This window comes from Pseudoalteromonas sp. T1lg24 (assembly GCF_002964745.1).
Taxonomy (GTDB): Bacteria; Pseudomonadota; Gammaproteobacteria; order Enterobacterales; family Alteromonadaceae; genus Pseudoalteromonas; species Pseudoalteromonas spongiae.
Map to the genome: position 1 here is coordinate 279648 of NZ_PQCB01000004.1, position 23841 is coordinate 303488.

The window sequence follows — 23841 nt, forward strand, 5'->3', positions numbered from 1 at the left end:
TGATTATTCTAAATGCCATAAATATGAAATCTTAGTTTAACAATAGATAAGTAGGCTATCGCAAATTTTAAATCATACGGGTACAAAATAATGAAAAAAACATGTGTCGCCCTAGCAGTTGCTAGCTTACTTATGACGGGTTGTGGTTCTGACGATAAAGAAATCGTAGAAGTAATTAAAGAAGTTGAAGTGATTAAAGAGGTGGAAGTACCTCCAGTAGCGGTTACTGAAGTTAAAAACGTGATTTTAATGATTGGTGACGGTATGGGCCCTCAGCAAGTTGGCTTACTTGAAGAGTATGCACGCCGCGCACCTAATTCAACGTACAGTGCTAAAAATGGTGTGACTGCGTTATCTAACATTGCCAATCAAGGTGTAATGGGCTTATCTCTTAATGCACCGCATGGTGACAATGGTAAGTTGGTTGTTGACTCAGCGTGTTCTGCAACACAATTAGCAACAGGCTTGGCGGCAGGTTCTGAAATGATTGGCCTTGATGACCAAGGTAATATCGTTGAAACCATTTTAGAAAAAGCGAAAAAAGCAGGTAAAGCAACAGGCTTAGTATCAGATACTCGCATTACCCATGCAACACCAGCGGCATTTGCCGCGCACCAACCACATCGTTCACTTGAACCTGCGATTGCTGAAGAGCTAATCGAAAGTGGTAATGTTGATGTATTACTTTCAGGTGGTGCTCGCGTATTCTTACCGTCTGATATTAAAACAGATGCAGCCGATCGTGACGTTATGAGTGCACTTGGCGCACCTGAGTCGGTGTATAAAAAATCAAAGCGTAGCGACAACCGTAACTTAGTCGTTGAAGCGAAAGAGCAGTTTGGTTATGAACTAGCGTTTGATAAAGCGCAGCTAGCTGCAACAGAAACAACTAAACTACTTGGTTTGTTCGCAAACTCGGGTATGGCTGACGGTATTGCCTACTCAGCATGTAAAGAAGCAAATAACTGTTCTCAGCCATCGCTTAAAGAAATGACTAAAAAGGCACTTGATGTGCTTTCTAAAGATGAAGATGGCTTCTTCCTAATGATTGAAGGTGGTCAAATTGACTGGGCAGGACACGCGAACGATGCGGGTTGGATGCTACATGAACTATTAAAGTTTGATGAAGCGGTAGAAGCGGTTTACGAATGGGTAAAAGATCGTAACGATACGCTAGTTGTTGTAACAGCTGACCATGAAACTGGTAGCTTTGGTTTTAGTTACTCACGTTACAATATGCCTGAAGCAACAACACTTCCAGGCGATGGCATGCAAGGTCGCGACTACAAGCCTAACTTCAACTTTGGTGATTTAAGCCACTTAGAAATGTTGTATAAGCAGTCGGGTACTTTCTATAACATGCTTGATATGGCAAACGCAGATTGGAACTTTGACGCTGCAACAGCAAACGATTGGATGACTGCAATCAATAACTACAGCGCGTATAAAGTGACACTAGAGGAAGCTGAGAAAGTAGGTGAGCGTGAAAACAACCCTTACTATGACCCAGAACACTCGTATCAAAGTGCTGATGTAACGCCAAAGTTTGACGACTTTAACGAGTTTTATGTATACGCAGACGAAGACCACACTGCAAAAATTGGTCGTGCACTTGCTCGTCACCAAAATGTTGTTTGGGGTACAGGTACACATACAGCAGCACCTGTTCCAGTTTATGCGTTTGGTCCAGAAGGTGTAACTAAGCAGTTCTCAACCATGCAACACCATGTTGATATTGGTCAGAAAATGATGGCAGCGCTTGGCTTGTAAGCACTTTTATCGAGTAACACTAGCCAATATTAAAAAAGCGCCGTAAGGCGCTTTTTTAATGTGTAGACTAATTTGTTTAAGAAAAAATATTAATCAACATAAAATTTTTGTTGAAAGCTGAGTACTTCGCTTTTATTTTGCCCTTTAATATCAAGCTTAAAGCGATACAGCTCTTCATTGCTGTAGCCTAGTTCTGCAATATAGTAAATTGCATCACCATCAATGATTTCTTTAAATGCGAGCGTTTCATTGTGGCCAAGTAAGTTTTTGGCAGTGCCTGAAATAGCTACTTTTTGTGCTTTTTTCGTTGCTTTATCCAATACCGAAATATTGATAACCGCATTGTAATTACTTCGCTCAATACCATAGTGTTGCGCTATTTTTGGTTGCAATACAGTTGATGGAAAAGCAATGTAATGCACTTGCCAATTACCAAGCTCTTTATATTGCCCACCTTGCTCGGTATTCGCTAAAACGCTTGTAGCCAAAAATGCACAAAATGCTAAACAAAGTGAAATTAGGGTTTTCATAATCCGCCCCTTAAATTAAGTATTAATATTAGTATAGATGACAAAAAAGCCGCATTCTGCGGCTTTTTTATTCTACCTGAATTTATTCGTTTTTATCTAAATAAATCAAGGAATAAGATTTGCAGAAACTGTAAGCCAATAATCAGCACTAAGATTGATAAATCTAACCCGCCAATTGGTGGGATGATTTTTCTAATCGGGCGTAACATTGGCTCAGTGAGTTGATGGAAAATCGCTTCGATTGGGTTATGTCCTTGGCTTACCCAGCTTAAAATTGCTCGGATAATTAGTACCCAAAAGGCCAAGTTTAAACCTTCTTTGATCACAGTAATTAAACTGCCAACCAATACGGTAACAGGTTCAATTCCACCAAAGAAAAGCAGTGAAATGGTCACTATTTTGAGCGCGGCGACAATCAGCGCAAGCACTAATGAGGCAAGATCAAAACCGCCAAGTCCAGGAATTACCTTGCGAATTGGGTTAAGTAAAGGGCTGGTGGCTTTTACTACAAACTGGCTGAGCGGATTATAGAAATCAGCACGCGCGGATTGTAGCCAAAAGCGCAGTAATACAACCATCAAGTACAAGTCAAAAACGACTTCAACTAAAAATCGAAACGCGTCATTCATTAAAATTCTTGCTCCATTTGTTGTGCGCGTGCGATACACGCATCCATCGCATCGGCGACGGTTTGCGTTAAGTTTTGCTGCTCTAAATGCGCAATTGCCGCGGCAGTTGTACCGCCTTTTGAAGTAACATTAGCACGTAACTGACTGATTGATAAGTCAGGCGATTTTGCCACCATATCGCTGGCACCTACAGCCACTTGCTGTACCAGTTCTCTTGCTTGTTCAGCGTTAAAACCAAGCTCTTTTGCTTTTTGTTCAATCGCTTCTAAGAACAAAAATACATACGCAGGAGATGAACCCGTTACCGCAATAATATCGTTAATTTGGTCTTCTTCTGAAAGCCAAGTAACAATACCTGTTGCACTAAATACCTCGGTAGCAAATTGTTTTTCTTGCTCACTGGTATTATTGCTGAACAAGCCGCTTACGCCTTTGCTTTGTAAGCTAGGGGTATTTGGCATGCAGCGGATCATCTTAACCGGGTGGTCCAGCATTTCTTGTAAACGCGCCACTTTAATGCCTGCCGCAACGGAAATAAACACTTTGTCTTGGTAGGCGATACCTGAATCTTTAATGGTTTGGCATAGGTCTGCCATCATTTGCGGTTTAACCGAGAGTACAACGTAATCGGCCTGATCGATTGCTTTTATGTTGTCGTTAGTTACTTGAATACCAAAGTCATTGCCAACTTTGGCAAGTTTTTCTGCATTGCGGTTGGTTGCGATAATATTGTTTGGGGCAAAGCCGCCATTGATTAATCCGCCAATAATGGCGTAACTCATATTACCGGTACCAATAAATGCAATGGTGTTTTGTGACATAGGAACTCTCTTTTTGGTTAATCGTTAGTTTCTTGGGCCAAAGATATCGGTGCCAATACGCACCATAGTGCTGCCTTGACTTATTGCTGCTTCAACATCGTTACTCATGCCCATTGAAAGCGTATCTATACTATCATATTGGGATTTCAATTGATTAAAACAAGTTTGCAGTTTGGCAAAGCTGTGTTGTTGCTCGTTTAGTGAATCGCTTTTTTTAGGGATGGCCATAACACCACGCAATACCAAGTTGTCAGATGTTGCAATGTACTGAGCTAAGGCATCCACTTCTGACAGCGAACAGCCAGATTTGCTCTGCTCATCATCAATATTAACTTGTATAAGCACATTTAATTTAGCGCGTTCAGAGGGGCGTTGATCATTTAGGCGTCTGGCTATTTTAATGCGGTCGACACTTTGCACCCAGTCAAAATGAGCTGCTACTTGTGCGCTTTTATTCGATTGAATAGGGCCGATAAAGTGCCATTCAATGTCGCTTAAATCGGATAATTCAGCGATTTTATCGACCGCTTCTTGCACGTAAGATTCGCCAAATTGACGTTGGCCAGCTTGGTAGGCCTCTCGTATTAAAGTGCTAGGCTTTGTCTTGCTGACCGCCAATAAAGCCACTTTTTGCCCTAAAATGTGAGAATTTTTTATCGCTTTTGCGATTCTGTCATAGGCTATTTTAAGTCGTTCTGCTATTGTAATCATATAATTATTCAAATAAGTAACTTAGTGGAGCAATCCAATGGACATTACTGAATTACTGGCATTCAGTGTGCAACATAATGCATCAGATTTACACTTATCATCAGGTGTTTCACCTATGATCCGCGTTGATGGCGACGTTCGAAGAATCAATATCCCCGCACTTGGACCAAAAGACGTAAACGGCTTAGTGTATGATATTATGAATGATAAGCAGCGAAAAGAATACGAAGAAAACTTAGAATGTGACTTTTCTTTCGAAGTGCCAAACCTAGCGCGTTTCCGTGTTAATGCCTTTAATTCTAACCGTGGTCCGGCCGCGGTATTTCGTACCATCCCAAGCACCGTTTTAACCCTTGATGACTTAGGTTGTCCTGAAATATTCAAAGATATTTCCAATAACCCGCGTGGCTTAGTGTTGGTAACGGGACCGACAGGTTCCGGTAAATCAACAACGCTTGCAGCGATGATTGATTATATTAATTCGCATAAGCATCACCATGTTCTGACTATTGAAGATCCTATCGAATTCGTACACGACAATAAGCAAAGCTTAATTAACCAACGTGAAGTACACCGTGATACACACAGCTTTAATAACGCGCTTCGCTCGGCGCTTCGTGAAGATCCAGATGTTATTCTGGTCGGTGAATTACGTGATTTAGAGACCATTCGCCTTGCAATGACCGCGGCAGAAACCGGTCACTTAGTATTTGGCACCTTGCACACCACCTCAGCACCAAAAACCATTGACCGTATTATCGACGTATTCCCAGGTGAAGAAAAAGACATGGTACGTTCAATGCTATCTGAATCATTACGTGCTGTAATTTCACAAACACTCGTGAAAAAAGTAGGTGGCGGACGAATCGCAGCACACGAAATCATGATAGGTACACCAGCAATTCGTAACCTTATTCGTGAAGATAAAATTGCGCAAATGTATTCATCGCTACAAACCGGTGCATCACACGGCATGCAGACGATGGATCAGTGTTTAGGTAACTTGCTAAATCGCGGCTTAATTACACAGCAAGATGCATATGCAAAAGCCCACGATAAGAGCAACTTTGGCGCAGCAGGCGCACGATCTTACTAGGGGTAAATTATGCACGGCTTAGATCATTTTTTAAAACAAATGGTAGAGAGTGAAGCATCGGATTTATTCGTGTCTACATTCTTGCCTGTAAGTGTAAAAGTTAATGGCGAACTTCGACCGATTGGTCATTCAGATTTAACTGAAGAAGAAGCGTTAGAGCTCGTTGAATCGGCAATGACCGACAAGCAGAAAACCGAATTTCATGAAACCAAAGAATGCAACTTTGCGATCGCACGTGATTCGGGTCGTTTCCGTGTTTCGGCTTTTTGGCAGCGCGACAAAGCGGGCATGGTTGTTCGTCGTATCGTAACCACCATTCCGGAAGTACACGACCTTGGCTTACCACCGGTTTTAACCGACGTGATAATGTCAAAACGTGGCTTAGTCCTGTTTGTGGGTGGTACGGGTACCGGTAAATCAACTTCACTTGCGGCACTGTTAGGGTATCGTAACCGCAACCAGCGTGGTCATATCTTAACTATTGAGGACCCGATTGAATTTGTTCACGAACACCAAAAGAGTATTGTAACGCAACGTGAAGTGGGACTGGATACTGAAAGTTTCGAATCGGCACTGAAGAGCTCTCTACGTCAGGCCCCTGATGTGATTTTGATTGGTGAGATCCGCTCGCAAGAAACCATGGAATATGCGCTTTCATTTGCTGAAACAGGTCACTTGTGTGTGGCTACACTGCACGCAAACAACGCGAACCAAGCAATCGACCGTATTATGCACTTGGTGCCAAAAGAAAAGCACGATAAGTTAAAGTACGATTTAGCACTTAACTTACGTGCTATCGTTGCACAGCAACTTGTGCCGACCAGTGATGGTCATGGTCGTGCAGCAGCAATTGAAATATTGCTTAACTCGCCAATGGTGGCAGAATTAATTAAACGCGGTGAAGTAGGGGCAATTAAAGAAACCATGTCTAAATCGCGCGAAATGGGTATGCAAACCTTTGACCAAGCGCTCTTTGACCTTTACCAGCAGCATCGCATTAATTATGCCGATGCACTACACCATGCTGACTCACCGAACGATCTGCGCTTAATGATTAAATTACGCAATAATGAGCAACAAGGTGCAGGCTTTTTACAAGGTGTTACGGTTGATGGCCTTGATGGAGATAAAAACCAGTAGTAAGTGATACGCTTATGTTGAAGTTAAGTCGTTTTAAAATTTGTTTTTGTGTATTAGCGAGTATGTTATTTGGTTTTGCGGCGAACGCTGCGAATTCAAGTAACACCGTTGATATGTATATTCGCGATGATGTGTATGTTGATTTTCAGGCTTTTCTTGCTGGACGTGATGTACATCAGATTACCTCGTTTAGCGGTTATCGCATGCGTCGCGACGTAGTAGATATGGTGCTTGCATTGCAAGCATTAAAACTCGGTGGTTTTGATAAAACATTCAACTACCAAGTGGGTAAAGTAACGCTGCGCAACACCAATATTTTAGAGCGTGGTAAGCAATTACTTAGCTTCGACACTTACTGGTACGCAGATGCAGAAAAAATAGCAGAGCACGCTTATATTTCTGCAGCTGTGTTTAACAAAGGTGAGTACCTAGCAGGCGTATTCGCTCATCCTGAAAACCGAAAAGTCTTCGCAATTGACAGCCTAGATGATTTTTCTCAATTCACATCGATTTCCACTCCCCGTTGGCACGCCGATTGGCAAACTCTCAAAAGCCTAAAGTTAAAAAAGCTGTACAAAGATGATGAATGGTTACAGCAAATTCGTGCAGTTGATAAAAAGTGGGCGGACTTTGCTTTGTTGCCGTTTATGCCTGCTGTTAACAACCACTACAAGTTGCATTCGTTAGAGTTACTAGCTGTGCCGGGCATTGCACTTACATTTGATGATAGTCGTCATTATGTGGTGAGCAAAACCCACCCTGACGGTAAGGCGGCGTTTGACGCGTTACAAAAAGGGTTAGCAATACTCGCAGCGCAAAAACGCATTAAATCGGCATATATTGAAGCGGGTTTTATTCCTGAAAAAGGCAGTGTGAAAGTGCTAAATAGTGAATTGATAAATAAAGACTAAGCGAGGCGCTTAGTCTCCATACAAGCTTTCAAAATAGCTTTCTAAGATAATTTGTGCCGACATGCTATCTACTTTATCTTTCGCTAAATTTCGGTAGCCACCGTGATCAAACAAGCGTGCTTTTGCATCCGTTGTGGTAAGGCGCTCATCTTGCACTTCAACTTGATAACCGAACATGCCATGCAATCGTTTTGCAAATTTTTTGGCTTTAAACGTCACTTCTTGGTTGGTGCCATCCATATTGAGTGGTAAGCCGACTATTAGTAAATCAGGTTGCCATTCATCGAGAATTTTTTTTACGTTGTCCCAGTTTGGAATACCGTCTTTTGCAGCGACAGCGCTCAGTGCGGTTGCCGTACCTGATATTTCCTGACCTACGGCAATGCCAATGCTTTTGGTACCAAAATCAAAACCAATTAGTGTACGTTGCCCGATAGGGTTTTTACTCATTTACGCATTTCCTGAATAGAGAGAAAGTTTATCGATATCAATACCTAAACTCTCTATTGCTTTTTGCCAACGCAAGTGCGCTGGCGTATTAAAAATAATCTCAGGGTCGGCAGGTACGGTAAGCCAAGTGTTTTCAATCAGCTCTTTTTCAAGTTGACCGGGATCCCAGCCTGCATAGCCTAAGGTAATCAGAAATTGATCTGGTGCTTCATGGCTTGTCAGCTCGTGAAGCACATCTTTTGAGGTGGTGATCATAATATCAGAGCTGATATTCGAGCTTGAACTATAACCAGGCTTAGTACTGTGCAATACAAACCCGCGGTCAGTGTGAACTGGACCACCTGACATTACCGCAACACTGCTGTTACTAGCCATTTTGTTATTCTCGATATCGATTTGGTCGAGTAATTCGCCTACTGTAAGGTTAGTAGGTTGATTAATAACAAGCCCCATTGCGCCTGATTCATTGTGCTCACAAATGTAAGTTACGCTGTGTTTAAAGCGCGGGTCGGGCATGTTTGGCATTGCAACTAAAAAGGTATTTTGTAATGACTGGGTTTGATTACTCATTGATTGCACCTTTTGTATTATCTTCAGCTTTAAGTATGCGCCACTTTTTGCTCAATTGCGTCGAATAACTTACCGGTAATAGAAATATCAAATGCCGCTTCAATTTCTTTTACGCACGTTGGCGCTGTGACATTAATTTCGGTGAGCTTGTCGCCAATAATATCAAGACCGACAAAAATTAAGCCTTTTGCAATTAATGTTGGCGCCACTGCTTCGGCAATTTTGCGTTCTACATCGGTAATAGGGCGCGCTTCGCCTCGACCGCCGGCGGCTAAATTACCGCGGGTTTCGCCACCTTGTGGAATACGCGCTAAGCAATAGGGAATAACTTCACCGTTAACCACTAATACGCGCTTATCGCCATCTTTGATCGCTGGAATGTAATTTTGTGCCATTGCATATTGGCTGCCATGTGCTGTTAGTGTTTCGCAAATAACGCCAATATTTGGGTCATCTTGTTTAACGCGGAAAATTGACGCGCCGCCCATTCCATCAAGGGGTTTTAGAATAATGTCTTTGTGTTCTTCTAAAAACGCGCGGATATGTGACTGCTCACGGGTGACGAGAGTGTCTGGTGTATGTTCACTAAACCACGCGGTAAATAGTTTTTCGTTAGCGTCACGTAAACTTTGCGGTTTGTTAATTACGAGTGTACCCGCTTGCTCGGCACGCTCTAACAGATAAGTTGCGTAAATATATTCAGTATCGAATGGTGGATCTTTACGCATTAAAATCACGTCTAAATCAGCTAGAGCAATGGTTTGCTTGTCTTCAAGTTCATACCATTTTTCTGTGTTATCGAACACGGTAGCAACTGATGACGTTGCGAAACTTTGCCCACCACGTAAAAACAAGTCATTCATTTCCATGTAATGAATTTCATAGCCGCGTTTTTGCGCTTCGAGCATCATGGCGAAGCCGGTGTCTTTTTTGATATTAAATCCAGCAATAGGATCAGAAATGATGCCAAGCTTAATCGTCATGTTAGTTTCCTTTATTTTCAACTCTCTATGTTATGGGGATGCTTGCAGCTTAAATCAAGCTAAATCACCGTAGACAAGCTGCAGCGCAGAGAGAACAGTAAGTGCTGCAGTCTCAGTACGCAGTACACGTGGTCCCAACTTAATATCAACAAAGTCTGCGGCTTTTGTTGCAGCAATTTCTGCATCGGTAAATCCGCCTTCTGGGCCAACCACAAAGCGCATCGCTGTTGCATTAAAACTCGCAAGTTTATCGATGGTTTTAATGCTGTGCTCAGCTCGCGGGTGCAGGGTTAGCTTAGTTTCGTTGCTTGGCTGGGTTAGCCATTGCTCTAATTTTATTGGCGGGTGAACAACGGGTACAAAGTTACGACCTGATTGCTCTGCTGCCGCAATTGCGATTTTTTGCCATTGCTGGTGTTTCTTTTCAAGGCGTTCACCTTGTAATTTAACACCGCAGCGCTCGCTAAATAATGGGGTGATTTCAGTAATGCCAAGCTCCACTGATTTTTGAATGGTGAATTCCATTTTTTCACCGCGCGAAATACCTTGCCCTAAGTGGATTTTTAGCGGTGACTCACTGGTGACATCGTGAAATTCATCAACGCTAACGTATACATTTTTTTTATTGGCTTGTGAAATGGTGCATAAGTATTCGCCACCTTCACCGTTAAATAAGCTAACCTGTTGACCTGGTTGCATTCTTAGAACGCGGCCTATGTGTCCTGCGGCATCATCGCCGAGTTGTAATTCTGTACCGACTTCAATTGTGCCAGCTTGGTAGATATGGGGAATGCGCATAATGACTCTCAGCGATTAATATGCTTATATGGTATGAAAAGCGCAATAACAAAGGCAAGTAATAAAGGCAGTTATGACAACAATTCTTGAGGTTAAGCAGCTTAGTAAGCATTTCTCAGACTTTTGTGCAGTCGATAAAATTGATTTCAAAGTGACTAAAGGTTCGTGTTTTGGTTTGTTAGGACCAAATGGTGCGGGAAAAACCACTACCATTGAAATGCTTGAAGGGATTTTAACGCCAACTTCCGGTGAAATTTTATTTAATGGTCAGGGCATTACACGAGAAGATTTTCAAAAGCTAGGTATTCAATTTCAGCATACCGCGTTGCAAGATTATTTAACGGTACGAGAAACGCTAAATTTGTTCTCGTCGTTTTATAAAAAGACGGTGCCAATCGATGACCTTATTACGCAATGTCAGTTAACTGACTTTATTAATGTTGACCACCGAAAATTGTCGGGCGGGCAAAAGCAGCGTTTGCTATTGGCGCTGGCATTAATTAATGACCCAGAGCTAATTTTTTTGGATGAGCCAACCACCGGACTCGACCCCCATAGCAGGCGCTTATTTTGGGATTTAGTAAATGATATTAAAGCGGCGGGCAAAACCATTTTATTGACGACTCACTACATGGACGAAGCCGAGTACTTATGCGACCAAATTGCAATTATGGATAAGGGGCAGATTATCGCGATGAATAGCCCTGAAAACCTATTGAGGGAACATTTTAAAGGTTCATTAATATCGTTACCAAAACAGAATGTAGCGTCACAAATTTCGTTTGCGAATGCCCATTACAGCCAAGACAGTGTGCTTATTCATAGTGATAATACAGAGGCCACATTAGCTCAGTTGTTAACGGAGCAAATTTCATTGCAGGGACTGCAAGTTAAGTCGGCTAATTTAGATGATTTATTCCTAAAGTTAACAGGTCACGCATTACACACTAACGAGGAAAAAACAGATGTTTAAACGATTTTTTGCTGTTTTGGTGGCGCGTAATTTAGAGTTCTTCCGCGACCGTTCGGCGCTCGGTTGGAATTTAGCATTTCCTATTTTGTTAGTGGTTGGTTTCGCCTTTATCTTTAAAAATGATAACCCGACACTGTTTAAAATTGGCTACGTAGGTGATTTACAGCAACACAGTATTAGCCAGTATAAGCATTTAGAGTTTATTGAGTATCAAGATAAAAGTGTGGCAATCGAAAAACTGCGCCAACATAAACTGGATTTACTGGTGAGCTTTGATGCAAAAAAGTATTGGGTAAATTCAAGTTCTGCCAACGGTTATATCGCAGAAAAACTGCTACTTGCTGAAACAACACAAGCCACTGCGTCGTTTGTAAAAGAGGCAATAGAAGGCCAAGAAATCCGCTACCTTGATTGGGTTGTGCCCGGCATTTTAGCGATGAACATGATGTTTTCTTGTTTGTATGGCGTGGGTTATGTGATTGTACGTTATCGTAAAAACGCGGTGCTAAAGCGCTTAAGTGCCACGCCATTAAAGCCGGTAGAATTCCTGGCAGCGCAAATCGTTTCGCGTTTATTGATTGTTGTGGCATTAACGTCCGCCATATTCGTAGCCTGTCATCTTATTTTTGATTTTTATTTAATCGGCAGTATGTTGTGGTTATTAGTGCTGTGCGTACTCGGTGCGTTTTCACTAATTTCGCTATCGCTACTGATCGCCTGTCGCTCGGAGTCTGAAGAATTTACCGGTGGCATTCTTAATTTAGTGTCATGGCCGATGATGATGTTGTCGGGAGTGTGGTTTTCACTTGAAGGCAGCCCGGCATTTGTACAGGCAATTTCTCAGGTATTTCCGCTTACGCAAATGTTGATTGGTGCGCGTGCCGTGATGTTAGAGGGGGCAGGTTTTGTTGAAATTGCACCACAGCTGTTTATTCTCATCGGGCAAAGTGTGGTGTTTCTATTGCTTGGCGCTCTATTCTTTAGCTGGAAAGGGCAAACGCGATAAACCACGCTTGCTCAAATTCCAATTAAAGCAGATGTTACAGCGAGAACAAACGCAGTAGTAAAATTCCTATCGCAATATGAACAGCAAGCTCAATACTGGCGATGCCGATGTTGTCTTGTTGTTCCACTTCAATGTTGTTTTGTACTTTTGGTAGCGCTAGTTTTAATACCAATAGTGCGGTAATTTGGTGCAGTGCAACAAACACAACTACGTTTAATAAAATCATAATGATATTGTCGATAAAGTTACCAGCAATAAACTGAATACTGGCAAGTGCGGCAAAAATTGCTAGCGATAACGCAATCATGCGTGATGCAAAGCGCAAGCCTATTGACGTATTGTCGTAGGCAAAATAAGTTTGCATTGAAGCGCCTTGGTTAGTCGCGGCAAAGCGTTTCTCTTGCCAGCGAGTATGCAGCAAAATAATAAATTGAATGGCAATAAACGCGATAATATCAATCAGTAAAGTATTAAAGTTTGTCGCTTTAGACCATTTGTAAAGACCAAGCACAATGATTGAATTTGCCAGCAATACGCCGGTATCGATGAGTGCTGCGCATACATTGCGCTTTTCTATTGCCCTTGCTTCATTAAAATCTCTTAGAATGAGGCGGTTATGGATCCACTTACCAAACCAAATAAACACTAATGCGAGCGAGAGTGCGATTGCCATGTGCGGTAAACTTTCTTGCCATTGCGACAAGTCAAATTCCCTTGCAATAAAACTAACAACTAAAATAATGCTGAAAATAGAAGACGCATAACTAATGCCCATAGCAAAGTTATCTTTTTTCGCTAATTCATCCATTAAATCATGTTCGCTGCTGTCGGCTTGTAATTGCTTTTTAACCACCATTAAGACAACCAAAACCAATAGTCCGGTGATGGCGAATGCGACTAAAAGATCGTTAGATAGACTGATATAAGACATAAAAATAGCTTTCTTTTTTGCTAAGATACTGGATAGCTTTAGAATTTAGTTTAAGAGTGTAAGTAAGTTATGGGGTTAGCACAAGGTTTACAACAACTGGGGCAGCAGCGATTTATCGAGATTTTTGCTGATAAGCAAGCTGAACCAAATGTAGTGGCACTATTAGCGTTGAGCGACTTTGCTTTTCGTATATTGGCGCAGCATCCACACTTTATCGACTATTTACACAATGACCAATGGCTTGCATCACGCGATACCAGCGCTGTTTTTGATACGCAATCACTTGCTCAGATTGCAGAAAGTGATGCATTTCAAACGCTCAGAGAGTATCGCAACTTGCATTGGTTAAAGCTCGCATACCTTGATCTTGTGCTTAAAAATGATATTCGCGACAGCATTAGTTACACCTCTCAATTAAGTGAACAGTTAATTGATTCAGCGTATCGCTGGGCTTATGCGCAGGTTGCTAGCGTTTGGGGAAAGCCTACTGATGAAAAAGGGGATGCCATGCCGATGCTGATTTTAGGCATGGGCAAGCTGGGCGGTTATGAGCTTAATTACTCGTCAGATATCGACCTGATTTTTACCTATCCATACCAAGTTGAAACCCAAGGTGGACGTAAATCGTGTGAAGCACAAGTTTTCTTCACTAAAGTAGCGCAAAAAACCATTGCCGCATTGAATCAGGTCACGCCTGAAGGACAAGTTTTCCGCGTTGATATGCGTCTTCGACCATTTGGTGACAGTGGCCCTTTAGTTATGAGCTTTAATGCAATGGAAGAGTATTACCAAGAGCAAGGTCGTGATTGGGAACGCTATGCCATGTTAAAGGCGCGGTTACTTGGTACTGAATCAAGCTACTGGCAAGAGTTTTATGATTTACTAAGGCCTTTTGTTTATCGTAAATACATAGATTTTTCGGTGATTGAATCGCTTCGAAAAATGAAAGCACTTATCGCACAAGATGTGCGTCGTAAAGGGCTTACTGAAAACATTAAACTTGGTGCTGGTGGTATTCGTGAAGCTGAGTTTGTGGTGCAAGCACTGCAAATGATCCGAGGAGGGCGCGAGCCAAGTTTACAGGTGCAATCATTTTGTAAAGCGTTGGAAGCATTAGCAACGCTTAACGAAGTACCACAAGACGTTGCCAATACATTAACTGACGGGTATTTGTTTTTGCGCCGTATTGAGCAATATTTACAGCAGTTTGATGACAAACAAACACAAACATTGCCACAAGATGACGTTGGTCAAATGCGGTTAAGTGCGTTGTTAGAAACGTCGAATTATGGTGATGCAACGGCATTGATTAACCAACAAATGCGACTTATTCACGATGAGTTTAATGCCATGATAGGCGCGGAAGATGACGATGAACAAGATGTCGATTCGCGTTATGAACTGCTGTGGGAAAAGCCAAGTATTGAGGTGATTAGTTCGCATCAGTTGTTTGGGCAAAATACCGAGTTTTTTAATATCGTTTATGATTTTAAAGTGTCGGGGACCAAGCGCAAACTGGGCGGGCGCGGGCGCGATGTGCTTGATAAATTGATGCCGCTATTACTACAGCAAGCAGATAAATGCGGTTGTGAACCGAGTATTCTTAAGCGCGTACTCGCAGTGGTAGAGAAAGTGATTTCACGTACAGCCTATTTGGAGTTATTGCTAGAAAATCCAGGGGCACTCAATCAGCTATTTAAACTCTGTGCGCATAGCAAATGGATAGGCGACCATTTAGCTTGTTATCCTATTTTGCTGGATGAATTAATTGACCCAGCCCAGCTTTATAAAACCTTGCCATTAAGTGGCTATGAGCAGGAAATCCGTCAGTACTTTTTACGTATCGATGAAAATGACTTAGAGCTCAAATGGAAGCATTGCGTCAGTTTAAACAAACACATCAATTACGTATTGCCGCGGCAGATGCCACCGGTGTGCTCGATGTTATGAAAGTAAGCGATCACCTTACGGCATTATCAGAAGCGATAGTAGCTCAGTGTGTTAATCTGGCTTGGCAGCAAATGGTAACGCGTTTTGGCTATCCACCTGAGGCTAGCGATGATGAAAAAGGCTTTGCAGTTATCGCGTATGGCAAAGCGGGTGGGGTAGAGCTAGGCTACGACTCTGATCTTGATTTGGTATTTGTGCATAACTGTGATGGTGTTGGGCAAACTAATGGCGATAAACAAATCGATGCGCGCCAGTTTTATTTGAAGTTAGCACAGCGTTTATTGCATTTATTTAATACTCGTACCGCTTCTGGCATTCTTTATGAGCTTGATACACGCTTACGCCCGGAAGGGGCATCTGGCTTATTGGCTATTAATATTGAAACCTTCCGTGAATATCAGTTAAAACAAGCGTGGACATGGGAGCATCAGGCGTTAGTGAGAGCGCGCATGACCTATGGTCAAACGTCGTTACTCGCGCGTTTTAATGAAATTAGAAATGAAGTGCTGTCGCGTCAGCGTGATGAACAAAAATTACGTGAGGACGTCGTAAACATGCGACAAAAAATGCGCGACCATTTAATTAAAGGCAGTGGTGCTGAGTTTGATATTAAACAAGGCGTAGGGGGCATGGCGGATATTGAGTTTTTGGCGCAATATTTTGTCTTAAAAAATGCCTATGCTCAGCCAAAAATAACTCAGTATTCCGATAATATACGTATATTTGCCAGTGCAGCAGAGTATGGCTTTATTGAGCCTAATGAAATGCAGCAGCTAACATCAGCATATTGCGATTATCGTGAACTATATCACCAAGTAAGTTTACGCCAAGAAGCGAAGCTAGTGAGCCTTGAAAGCGTGCAAAACGATGTGAACGCCGTTACGACAATTTGGCAAAAGTATTTAGCTTAGAGTGTCGCTTTTACGCAGTTATCACGCACATAGCGGGTTGGATTTTCAGTGATAACTGCGGTGCTGTGTTTATAACAGAAAAAGCCGTATACCGTGTTTTCGAAGTCACTGTCGATGGCTTTAGAAACTTGGTACAGGGTTGTTATAAAGGTTTCGTCTACGCGAAAGTTATCTTTAATGACGTAATCTTTGTCGAGATACCACAAAAACTCAATGCCTTCTTGCTTGGCAAAATCCGACATCACTTCTTTTAATGTATCGCCTTTCGCGAAGCGGCGCGCTTTAATTTCACCACGCCAATGCGCTGGAATTTTGTTTGAGGTACGACGCTGTCTTAGTTGCTCTGCCAAAGTGGTGTCGGGTTCGCCTAACTGAATGACGTATTTCTCGCGTTCAGTCATCGAGCTTAAGGTACTGCGAAAGCTATTATAGAAGTTAGATAAGCCTTCTGCTGCTGCATTTGATTTGTTAGCTTCTAATACAGGCCCTTTGCCAAGTAGAAGATACAGTGCGGCCGCAATTAAGATAAAACCTAACGATAAATGTTTAATCCAAAACCACACAACGACACTCACAATGATTAAATATAAAGCAAGTCAATAATAGCTGTAACCTAATACTAATTTGCATAATACTTAATTCGTATTTTTAGGTAATAAGCTAACAGTGATAACACTTTATCTGTTTTTTGACAGCGTTAAATGAAAAGCCGCTTTACAATTTGAAGTGTAAAGCGGCTATGTATTATTTTTTATAGTGCGACGTAGCGTTTGGATCTTTTTGTGTTTTAAAGCGACGATGAAGCCACAAATATTGCTCAGGCGCTTTGGCAATAGCCTCTTCCATAGCCTGGTTGACACGTGTCACATCATCAACATCGTTCCCGGTTGGGAAGTTTTCAAACACTGGGCTTACGTCAAGATAGTACTTATTATTCTTACGGTAGGTAGATAGTGCGACGGTTTCACTTTTCTTGCTGCTGGCAAAAATAAGCGTGCCAGTTGTAGTACACGTTTCTTTAACCGCGAAAAACGGTACAAATTCAGAGCGTTTGCGGCCATAGTCTTGATCAGGCAAGTAATAGCATAACTTTTGTTGGCTTAATGCTTTTAATAAGCTCTTTACATCGCGCTTTGTAACCAGTGCTTCACTAAAGCGTAGGCGACCATTGACAATAATGTATTCCATTAATGGGTTATTGTGAGGGCGATAAAACCCAACACCGTTGTTTTGTATTCCCATCATGCGGCCCGCAACTTCTAAGTGCATCATATGAGGAACCAGCAACAATACGCCTTTGCCATTATTAATCGCTTTTTCAATATGGTGATAACCAGTAATGCCACCAAAGTGCTTTTTTGCACGCCACTGAGGCCACCACCACGCCATACCCGATTCAAAAATCGCAATGCCGGTATTTTCTAAGTTCTCTTTTACTAATTTTGCCTGCGCTGCTTTGTCTAGTTCGGGAAAGGCTAACGCAATATTGACTTCGGCGATTTTACGGCGTTTTTTTACAAACCGATAAACTAGGCGACCTAATAACTTACCTAGCCAAATTTGCAGTCGATACGGTAACCAAGACAGAAGATACAAAATCAGCACACTTAACCAAGTAAGCCAGTATTTTGGAGCAAGAAAAGAATATGAAAATGGCGCTTTAGTGATCACAATATTCGAAGGAAAAAGTAAAAATTAGCGCGAGTATAACAAAAAGAGAGGAAAACGTGGGAATTGATTTATTCCCACGTGGAATTACATCACCGAGATTAGTTTAAACCGCGGTTAATTGCTTCGATATCACTGCGCGACAGTGTACCTTCAGCAAGTTTTAAGCCTAGTGTAGAAACTACGTAACGGTAACGTACCGCAGATAAATTACGGCTTGCGTCATATAAGTTACGTGTACTTAGCAATACATCAACGATGGTACGTGTACCTACTTCAAAACCCGCTTCAGTTGCTTGTAATGCACTTTCTGCTGAAACAACCGCTTGCTCAAGGGCGCGGTAAGTTGCGATATCTGACACTACTTGGTTGTAAGAAGTACGTACTTGCTTATTTACATTGCGGTATGCGCTTTCGAACTCTTGGCTTGCAGCAACAAAGTACTCAGATGCTTGGTTTACAGCAGCTTGCGTACCGCCACCTTGATAAATCGGCACAGTGAAGTCTAAACCAACACTTGTTTGGTCAGCGCGTGGACCTGTTTCGCCTAATTTATCACCATAAGATGCTGATAACGTAAGCTTAGGATAATGACCTGCTTTTGCTTGTTCAATTTGCTCTTTCGCAATATCTACAGAAACGCGTGATACCTGCAGTGAAATATTGTTTTCTTTTGCAGATTCAACAAACTCAGTGCTCTTACGCGCTGGTTTTACCGTTGAGAATTTGTCTGTATTAAGTGCGTTAAGCTTTTCGTGATATTTACCTGTGATTTCACCTAGTTCTTCACGTGCTGTTTCAACATCGTTAAGTGCCACAATTTCACGGGCTACTGCGTTATCGTACTGTGCTTGCGCTTCGTGTACGTCAGTAATTGCTGTTAAGCCTACTGCGTGACGCTGTTTCGTTTGCTCTAACTGACGCTCAATCGCACGCTTTTCTGCGCGCACAAACTCTAAATCATCTTGGCGTGCGAGTACGTTAAAGTAAGCATTTGATACGCGTACAATCAGGTTTTGCTGTGCTAATCGGTAGCTAGCATCAGCTTGTAGCGCTTGCTTTTCTGCAATGTTTAGTGACTTCCATGAGCCTAAGTTGAATAGGTCTTGGTTAAGTGAAATACCGCGACTGAACGTGTCAGAATCGCCTGCATCGCCATCAACTTTGCTATAACCCATTGATGCGCCAATTTGTGGTAATAAACGCGACATTGCAATGTCTGTGTTGTAGTTTTGCGCATCACGTGTTGCTTTTGCTTTTAGTACAACAGGATCGTTTGCAAGTGCAATTTCGTATACTTGCATAAGGTCTTCTGCATTAGCGTGTGTAACTGAAAAGCCACAGCTTAATGCAACAAGCGCAGATAGTAATTTCTTTTTCATAGTGGTTGTCATCCCCAGACAATTTTTGAAAGCATCTTAGCGTGTTTTTTTATTGATTAGAAAAACAATACAGTAAAACAAAGTATTCAAGTGTAACAGAATATGAAAAATTCGTTTTATTCACTTTATCAGCTAAAATACCGAAAATTCGATAGATTATCGAATAGATTTTAAACTAATTAATCACCTTTTATATGGCCAAAATTACAAAATTCAAGCAATCAGACGTAGAAATCGTCGCGAAAAAGCGCACTTTTAACGGTTTTTTTAAAATTGATGAATATCACTTTCGTCACGCATTATTTGCTGGCGGGCAATCCGATGTGATTGTGCGAGAAATATTTGAACGCGGCGATGCAGTGGCAGTCTTACCTTATGATCCAAAATTGGATGCGGTGCTGCTTATCGAACAAATACGCATTGGTGCATTTAACGATGATAAATCGCCATGGTTGCTTGAAGTGATTGCGGGTATGGCTGATGGCAGTAAAGATTACGAAGCCGTGGTAAAAAAAGAAGCGAAAGAAGAGTCTGGCATAGCACTTAATAATATTGAGTTTATGCTGTCGTATCTTTCAAGCCCCGGCGGAACATCAGAGCGTTTATACTTATATTATGGTGAAGCGGATTTATCGCAAGCTGGTGGCATTTATGGCGTACCTGAAGAAGGTGAAGATATTAGGGTACATGTAATCCCAGTAGAACAGGCGTTTCAACTACTTGATGAAGGTGAAATGGATAACGCAGCAACCGTAATTTGCTTGCAGTGGCTTAAATTAAATATTGATGCAATAAGAGAGAAGTACCGTACGTGTTAGCACAGGCTTATCGACAAAATTTACCTAAGTACATTCGTTTATGTGAGCAAAACTATGCACGCATAAACCGCCTGATGCCAAAAGAAAATGATAGAGGGGCGGTGAATAAGGTATTGGTTGGTGGTTTTGAATTTACGCTTACCGTATTAGAAGCATCTCCTTACACTAATTTAGTCTCGCTTAAACAAACAGACCACCAAGTGATAGGGTTTACGCGACCTGATTTAAACGTGCGCGTCTATCACGATGCCAAAGTTGCAGAAGTAGTATGTAAATATTATCCCAAACGGGTTAAACCGGCATATGGTTACCCAAACCCTGATATGCATCAAAAAGATGAAAAATATCAATTGAATGCATTTTTAAAAGATTGGTTAGAATACTGTATTAACCAAGGGCGTAGTACTTTCCACTGGGATACCGATCATGACATGGTTTAGCCAACGCGAACACTTTGATAAAGCGCAATTAACACTGGTTCATATCACCGATAGTCATGTTTTTGCGGAACCAAATGGTGAATATTTTTGTGTAAATACCGCAAATAATTTAGCAAAAACATTGGCGTGTATTAAATCAATTGAATGCGATGCGATTATTTTTGGCGGAGATTTAACACAAGACCACAGTGAAGCGTCATATCACTTGTTCGCTCAATTGGTACAACAAGCAGGCCTTAGTGATAAGTTGTTTTGGCTACCGGGCAATCACGACGAAATAGATATTTATCGCGAGATTTTTAGTCAGTATGGCATTCGCGACAGCAAAGTGTTGGAAAATGATCACTGGCAAGTGCTATTGGCTAATTCTAAAGGGCCAACGCCTGCTGGGTGTGTAAGTGAGACGCACCTCAACGAGATAAAACATGAGTTAACGGGCAATACCAAGCATACTATGCTGTTTACTCATCATCACCCAATCCCCATTCAGGGTTATCTTGATAAACATATGTTGGAAAATGGTGAAGCACTGCTTTCACAATTAACCCAATTTAAACAGGTGAAAGGGTTAATCCATGGTCATGTTCACAACGAATACAGCTGGTTGTTTAACGAGTTTGCAGTATTTGCTACGCCCGCCACCTCGATACAATTTGAAAAAAATACCAGCGATTGGCAACAAGTCGACTTAGGTCCTGCCTTTCGTATGATACGATTACAGCAAAATGGCAGTTTAAACACTCAGGTAGTATGGCTAAACAACGCGTAATATACATTCATGGTTTTAATAGCTCACCAGAATCATTTAAAGCACAACAATTTGGTCAGTATTTAGCGAAACATCATGATGTTGAGTATTTAGTACCAAAATTAAACCATGAACCGCGTGAAATTTTGCTGACGCTCGAAGCGTTAATGACACCTAATACAAAATTGATTGGCAGTTCATTGGGCGGATACTTTGCGACTATTTTATCCGAACGCTATCAACTGCCAGCGGTGGTTGTTAATCCGGCCGTTGCACCATTTGATCTAATGCATGATTACCTAGGTACGCAGTACAACCCGTATCAAGATTACTACTACGATGTGACTGAACGTCATGTTGACCAGTTAAAGCAGTTTTACATTGCCAACTTGTCACAGCCTGAGTTGATTTTACTTTTACAACAGATGGGTGATGAAGTATTAGATTTTTCACAGGCGGTCGATTATTATAAAAACTGCCGTCAGCACGTTGAATTTGCTGGCGATCACAGCTTTATAGGGTTCGAACGTTATTTTCCTGTTATTGTAGATTTCCTGAAAATATCGTAAAACAATAGTGATAAGGGAATAACCTATAAAAACGCGCTAAAACCTAGTAAAAAAATACCCAGAAAAGGGCAGCTAGGTATCAAAGATAATTAATATAAAAAGAACCGCATTTCATGACGACACAAGATTATAATGCAGAAGCCATTGAGGTTTTAAATGGACTCGAACCGGTAAAGCGCCGTCCCGGCATGTATACCGATACCACACGTCCAAACCACCTTGGCCAAGAAGTTATCGATAACAGTGTGGATGAAGCCTTAGCTGGGCATGCATCGAAAATTGATGTGATCCTGCACGAAGACAACTCGCTGGAAGTAGTCGATGATGGCCGTGGTATGCCAATCGATATTCACCCCGAAGAAGGTATTCCGGGCGTTGAGCTTATTCTTACCAAACTACACGCCGGTGGTAAGTTTTCAAACAAAAACTATCAATTCTCAGGTGGTTTACACGGGGTAGGTATTTCCGTCGTAAATGCCTTATCAACGCGTGTATTAGTTACCGTACGACGCGATGCAAAAGTATATGAAATTGCGTTTGAGAACGGCGATAAGGTACAAGATTTAACCGAGGTCGGTACCGTGGGCAAGCGCAATACCGGTACGTCAGTACACTTTTGGCCTGATCCAAGCTACTTCGACTCGGCAAATTTCTCGCTATCAAAGCTCAAGCATTTATTAAAAGCCAAAGCGGTTCTGTGTCCTGGCTTAAAAATTCGTTTTATCAATAAGCAAACTAAAGAAACCATTGAATGGTTTTTTGAAGATGGCTTAAAAGATTACCTTGCTGATGCGTTAAAAGAATACGAAGTTTTACCGAAACAACCATTTACCGGTGAATTTGCCGGTTCCACCGAAGGTGTAGATTGGGCGGTATTGTGGTTACCTGAAGGCGGCGAAGGGGTTTATGAAAGTTATGTAAACCTTATTCCAACAGCGCAAGGTGGTACCCATGTAAATGGTCTGCGCCAAGGTTTGCTAGAAGCAATGCGCGAATTTTGTGAATTCCGCAATTTATTACCGCGTGGGGTAAAACTAACACCTGACGATATTTGGGACCGCTGTAGCTATGTGCTTTCGGTCAAAATGCAGGACCCACAATTTGCAGGTCAAACTAAAGAAAAGTTATCGTCACGTGCAACCTCAGCATTTGTTTCGGGTGTGGTAAAAGATTCGTTTAGTTTATGGCTTAATGAACACACAGATATTGCCGAGTTGCTTGCCGAAATTTGTATTAGCAACGCGCAAAAGCGTATGCGTGCGGCGAAAAAAGTGGTTCGTAAAAAAATCACCTCAGGCCCAGCGTTACCGGGTAAATTAACCGACTGTAGCACGCAAGAAAGCGAGCGCAGTGAACTCTTTTTAGTAGAGGGTGACTCGGCGGGTGGTTCAGCTAAACAAGCACGTGATCGTGAGTTCCAAGCGGTAATGCCACTGCGCGGTAAAATTCTTAATACGTGGGAAGTTGAATCAGGGCAAATTCTTGCGTCGCAAGAAGTACATGATATCTCTGTAGCGATTGGTATGGATCCAGATTCAAAAGATTTAACTAATCTACGCTATCACAAAATTTGTATTTTAGCGGATGCGGATTCCGATGGATTACACATCGCAACCTTGTTGTGTGCACTGTTTGTAAAACACTTTCCAGTGTTGGTAGAGCAAGGGCACGTATATGTAGCAATGCCACCGCTTTACCGAATCGATGTGGGTAAAGAAGTATTTTATGCTCTTGATGAAGATGAAAAGACCGGCATTTTAGACCGTATTGAAGCAGAGAAAAAGCGTGGCAAAGTGAATGTGCAACGCTTTAAAGGCTTGGGTGAAATGAACCCAATGCAGCTGCGCGAGACGACAATGGATCCAAATACTCGCCGCTTAGTGCAACTGAGCTTAGAGGGCGACGAAGAAACGTTGGAAGTAATGGATATGTTACTTGCCAAGAAGCGCTCAAGCGATCGTCGTGAGTGGTTAGAAACCAGTGGCGACCAAGCGGATTCATGGAACTCATAACTAGCATTAAAAAATTTAGGTAAA

23 protein-coding genes and 1 pseudogene are annotated in these 23841 nt (G+C 41.9%); 12 read left to right on the top strand and 12 right to left on the bottom strand.

Annotated elements, in window-relative coordinates:
* Nucleotides 1–90 precede the first annotated feature (90 nt).
* Nucleotides 91–1770 carry an alkaline phosphatase gene (locus C2M30_RS02575; protein ID WP_105170565.1) on the top strand — a complete coding sequence of 560 codons (1680 nt, stop codon included), beginning with the start codon at nt 91–93 and terminating at the stop codon, nt 1768–1770.
* 89 nt (nt 1771–1859) lie between these two features.
* On the opposite strand, the gene C2M30_RS02580 is transcribed toward C2M30_RS02575, so the two are convergent.
* The 4 genes from C2M30_RS02580 to C2M30_RS02595 all read right to left on the bottom strand — a co-directional run bounded on the left by C2M30_RS02580 (nt 1860) and on the right by C2M30_RS02595 (nt 4461).
* Nucleotides 1860–2300 (bottom strand): DUF4426 domain-containing protein, encoded by a 441-nt coding sequence (locus C2M30_RS02580; RefSeq protein WP_105170566.1) that lies wholly within the window; start codon nt 2298–2300, stop codon nt 1860–1862.
* Nucleotides 2301–2392: 92 nt separating this feature from the next.
* Nucleotides 2393–2929, bottom strand: a complete 537-nt coding sequence (locus tag C2M30_RS02585; RefSeq protein WP_010561722.1) for a YggT family protein — start codon at nt 2927–2929, stop codon at nt 2393–2395.
* Complete coding sequence (proC, locus tag C2M30_RS02590; RefSeq protein WP_100913880.1) at nt 2929–3750, bottom strand: pyrroline-5-carboxylate reductase; 822 nt, start codon at nt 3748–3750, stop codon at nt 2929–2931. The genes C2M30_RS02585 and proC overlap by 1 nt, the downstream gene beginning before the upstream one ends.
* A gap of 24 nt (nt 3751–3774) precedes the next feature.
* A complete protein-coding gene (locus C2M30_RS02595) occupies nt 3775–4461 on the bottom strand; it encodes a YggS family pyridoxal phosphate-dependent enzyme (protein WP_105170567.1) in 687 nt (228 codons plus the stop codon).
* Between the two features lie 37 nt (nt 4462–4498).
* Here C2M30_RS02595 and C2M30_RS02600 point away from each other — a divergent pair, with 37 nt between their 5' ends.
* From C2M30_RS02600 to C2M30_RS02610, 3 genes are read left to right on the top strand one after another with little or no spacing between them, the layout of a single operon-like run.
* Nucleotides 4499–5557: a type IV pilus twitching motility protein PilT gene (locus tag C2M30_RS02600; protein ID WP_010561719.1), complete on the top strand. Its 1059-nt coding sequence runs from the start codon at nt 4499–4501 to the stop codon at nt 5555–5557.
* Between the two features lie 9 nt (nt 5558–5566).
* Entirely contained in the window at nt 5567–6697 is a 1131-nt protein-coding gene (locus tag C2M30_RS02605) for a PilT/PilU family type 4a pilus ATPase (RefSeq protein ID WP_054979995.1), read from the top strand.
* A gap of 14 nt (nt 6698–6711) precedes the next feature.
* Nucleotides 6712–7608: a hypothetical protein gene (locus C2M30_RS02610; RefSeq protein ID WP_105170569.1), complete on the top strand. Its 897-nt coding sequence runs from the start codon at nt 6712–6714 to the stop codon at nt 7606–7608.
* 9 nt (nt 7609–7617) lie between these two features.
* On the opposite strand, the gene ruvX is transcribed toward C2M30_RS02610, so the two are convergent.
* Genes ruvX through rsmE form a run of 4 tightly spaced genes read right to left on the bottom strand, consistent with a single transcriptional unit; the run spans nt 7618 to nt 10409 of the window.
* Nucleotides 7618–8058 (bottom strand): Holliday junction resolvase RuvX, encoded by a 441-nt coding sequence (ruvX, locus tag C2M30_RS02615; RefSeq protein ID WP_010561716.1) that lies wholly within the window; start codon nt 8056–8058, stop codon nt 7618–7620.
* The gene (locus C2M30_RS02620; RefSeq protein WP_010561715.1) at nt 8059–8628 is read right to left on the bottom strand and encodes a YqgE/AlgH family protein; all 570 of its coding nucleotides are present in this window, start codon (nt 8626–8628) and stop codon (nt 8059–8061) included. It abuts the gene before it with no gap.
* A gap of 29 nt (nt 8629–8657) precedes the next feature.
* On the bottom strand, nt 8658–9611 hold the full coding sequence (gene gshB, locus C2M30_RS02625) for a glutathione synthase (RefSeq protein WP_105170570.1): 954 nt from the start codon (nt 9609–9611) through the stop codon (nt 8658–8660).
* 54 nt (nt 9612–9665) lie between these two features.
* A complete protein-coding gene (gene rsmE, locus C2M30_RS02630) occupies nt 9666–10409 on the bottom strand; it encodes a 16S rRNA (uracil(1498)-N(3))-methyltransferase (protein ID WP_105170571.1) in 744 nt (247 codons plus the stop codon).
* Between the two features lie 73 nt (nt 10410–10482).
* Here rsmE and C2M30_RS02635 point away from each other — a divergent pair, with 73 nt between their 5' ends.
* Together C2M30_RS02635 and C2M30_RS02640 are read left to right on the top strand one after the other, a co-directional pair.
* Nucleotides 10483–11382, top strand: coding sequence for an ABC transporter ATP-binding protein (locus C2M30_RS02635; RefSeq protein ID WP_105170572.1), 900 nt, complete (start codon nt 10483–10485; stop codon nt 11380–11382).
* Nucleotides 11375–12388 carry an ABC transporter permease gene (locus tag C2M30_RS02640; RefSeq protein ID WP_105170573.1) on the top strand — a complete coding sequence of 338 codons (1014 nt, stop codon included), beginning with the start codon at nt 11375–11377 and terminating at the stop codon, nt 12386–12388. Before C2M30_RS02635 ends, C2M30_RS02640 begins: the two co-directional genes overlap by 8 nt.
* Nucleotides 12389–12422: 34 nt before the next feature.
* On the opposite strand, the gene C2M30_RS02645 is transcribed toward C2M30_RS02640, so the two are convergent.
* The gene (locus tag C2M30_RS02645) at nt 12423–13319 is read right to left on the bottom strand and encodes a DUF350 domain-containing protein (RefSeq protein WP_158683303.1); all 897 of its coding nucleotides are present in this window, start codon (nt 13317–13319) and stop codon (nt 12423–12425) included.
* A gap of 69 nt (nt 13320–13388) precedes the next feature.
* On the opposite strand from C2M30_RS02645, the pseudogene glnE reads away from it, so the two are divergent.
* Nucleotides 13389–16180 (top strand): annotated as a pseudogene (glnE, locus tag C2M30_RS02650) (bifunctional [glutamate--ammonia ligase]-adenylyl-L-tyrosine phosphorylase/[glutamate--ammonia-ligase] adenylyltransferase).
* Here glnE and C2M30_RS02655 read toward each other — a convergent pair.
* The 3 genes from C2M30_RS02655 to tolC form a co-directional block, all read right to left on the bottom strand.
* On the bottom strand, nt 16177–16743 hold the full coding sequence (locus tag C2M30_RS02655; protein WP_105170611.1) for a TcpQ domain-containing protein: 567 nt from the start codon (nt 16741–16743) through the stop codon (nt 16177–16179). The pseudogene glnE and the gene C2M30_RS02655 overlap by 4 nt on opposite strands.
* A gap of 181 nt (nt 16744–16924) precedes the next feature.
* Nucleotides 16925–17851: an LpxL/LpxP family Kdo(2)-lipid IV(A) lauroyl/palmitoleoyl acyltransferase gene (gene lpxL, locus C2M30_RS02660; RefSeq protein ID WP_105170575.1), complete on the bottom strand. Its 927-nt coding sequence runs from the start codon at nt 17849–17851 to the stop codon at nt 16925–16927.
* A 98-nt stretch (nt 17852–17949) separates the two neighbouring features.
* Nucleotides 17950–19230, bottom strand: a complete 1281-nt coding sequence (gene tolC / locus C2M30_RS02665; RefSeq protein ID WP_105170576.1) for an outer membrane channel protein TolC — start codon at nt 19228–19230, stop codon at nt 17950–17952.
* 194 nt (nt 19231–19424) lie between these two features.
* Here tolC and nudF point away from each other — a divergent pair, with 194 nt between their 5' ends.
* The 5 genes from nudF (at nt 19425) to parE (ending at nt 23817) form a co-directional block, all read left to right on the top strand.
* Nucleotides 19425–20048 (top strand): ADP-ribose diphosphatase, encoded by a 624-nt coding sequence (gene nudF, locus C2M30_RS02670; RefSeq protein WP_105170577.1) that lies wholly within the window; start codon nt 19425–19427, stop codon nt 20046–20048.
* Nucleotides 20042–20488, top strand: coding sequence for a DUF1249 domain-containing protein (locus C2M30_RS02675; RefSeq protein ID WP_010561704.1), 447 nt, complete (start codon nt 20042–20044; stop codon nt 20486–20488). Before nudF ends, C2M30_RS02675 begins: the two co-directional genes overlap by 7 nt.
* A complete protein-coding gene (locus C2M30_RS02680) occupies nt 20475–21257 on the top strand; it encodes a metallophosphoesterase (RefSeq protein ID WP_105170578.1) in 783 nt (260 codons plus the stop codon). Before C2M30_RS02675 ends, C2M30_RS02680 begins: the two co-directional genes overlap by 14 nt.
* Nucleotides 21239–21805 (top strand): YqiA/YcfP family alpha/beta fold hydrolase, encoded by a 567-nt coding sequence (locus C2M30_RS02685; RefSeq protein WP_105170579.1) that lies wholly within the window; start codon nt 21239–21241, stop codon nt 21803–21805. Before C2M30_RS02680 ends, C2M30_RS02685 begins: the two co-directional genes overlap by 19 nt.
* A 113-nt stretch (nt 21806–21918) precedes the next feature.
* A complete protein-coding gene (gene parE / locus C2M30_RS02690; protein WP_010561701.1) occupies nt 21919–23817 on the top strand; it encodes a DNA topoisomerase IV subunit B in 1899 nt (632 codons plus the stop codon).
* Nucleotides 23818–23841 lie beyond the last annotated feature (24 nt).

What these genes read in the sequence shown, in the direction of transcription:
- C2M30_RS02575 (WP_105170565.1), top strand. Translation starts at nt 91, where the DNA reads ATGAAAAAAACATGTGTCGCCCTAGCAGTTGCTAGCTTACTTATGACG.
- C2M30_RS02580 (WP_105170566.1), bottom strand. Translation starts at nt 2,300, where the DNA reads ATGAAAACCCTAATTTCACTTTGTTTAGCATTTTGTGCATTTTTGGCT.
- C2M30_RS02585 (WP_010561722.1), bottom strand. Translation starts at nt 2,929, where the DNA reads ATGAATGACGCGTTTCGATTTTTAGTTGAAGTCGTTTTTGACTTGTAC.
- proC (WP_100913880.1), bottom strand. Translation starts at nt 3,750, where the DNA reads ATGTCACAAAACACCATTGCATTTATTGGTACCGGTAATATGAGTTAC.
- C2M30_RS02595 (WP_105170567.1), bottom strand. Translation starts at nt 4,461, where the DNA reads ATGATTACAATAGCAGAACGACTTAAAATAGCCTATGACAGAATCGCA.
- C2M30_RS02600 (WP_010561719.1), top strand. Translation starts at nt 4,499, where the DNA reads ATGGACATTACTGAATTACTGGCATTCAGTGTGCAACATAATGCATCA.
- C2M30_RS02605 (WP_054979995.1), top strand. Translation starts at nt 5,567, where the DNA reads ATGCACGGCTTAGATCATTTTTTAAAACAAATGGTAGAGAGTGAAGCA.
- C2M30_RS02610 (WP_105170569.1), top strand. Translation starts at nt 6,712, where the DNA reads ATGTTGAAGTTAAGTCGTTTTAAAATTTGTTTTTGTGTATTAGCGAGT.
- ruvX (WP_010561716.1), bottom strand. Translation starts at nt 8,058, where the DNA reads ATGAGTAAAAACCCTATCGGGCAACGTACACTAATTGGTTTTGATTTT.
- C2M30_RS02620 (WP_010561715.1), bottom strand. Translation starts at nt 8,628, where the DNA reads ATGAGTAATCAAACCCAGTCATTACAAAATACCTTTTTAGTTGCAATG.
- gshB (WP_105170570.1), bottom strand. Translation starts at nt 9,611, where the DNA reads ATGACGATTAAGCTTGGCATCATTTCTGATCCTATTGCTGGATTTAAT.
- rsmE (WP_105170571.1), bottom strand. Translation starts at nt 10,409, where the DNA reads ATGCGCATTCCCCATATCTACCAAGCTGGCACAATTGAAGTCGGTACA.
- C2M30_RS02635 (WP_105170572.1), top strand. Translation starts at nt 10,483, where the DNA reads ATGACAACAATTCTTGAGGTTAAGCAGCTTAGTAAGCATTTCTCAGAC.
- C2M30_RS02640 (WP_105170573.1), top strand. Translation starts at nt 11,375, where the DNA reads ATGTTTAAACGATTTTTTGCTGTTTTGGTGGCGCGTAATTTAGAGTTC.
- C2M30_RS02645 (WP_158683303.1), bottom strand. Translation starts at nt 13,319, where the DNA reads ATGTCTTATATCAGTCTATCTAACGATCTTTTAGTCGCATTCGCCATC.
- tolC (WP_105170576.1), bottom strand. Translation starts at nt 19,230, where the DNA reads ATGAAAAAGAAATTACTATCTGCGCTTGTTGCATTAAGCTGTGGCTTT.
- nudF (WP_105170577.1), top strand. Translation starts at nt 19,425, where the DNA reads ATGGCCAAAATTACAAAATTCAAGCAATCAGACGTAGAAATCGTCGCG.
- C2M30_RS02680 (WP_105170578.1), top strand. Translation starts at nt 20,475, where the DNA reads ATGACATGGTTTAGCCAACGCGAACACTTTGATAAAGCGCAATTAACA.
- C2M30_RS02685 (WP_105170579.1), top strand. Translation starts at nt 21,239, where the DNA reads ATGGCTAAACAACGCGTAATATACATTCATGGTTTTAATAGCTCACCA.
- parE (WP_010561701.1), top strand. Translation starts at nt 21,919, where the DNA reads ATGACGACACAAGATTATAATGCAGAAGCCATTGAGGTTTTAAATGGA.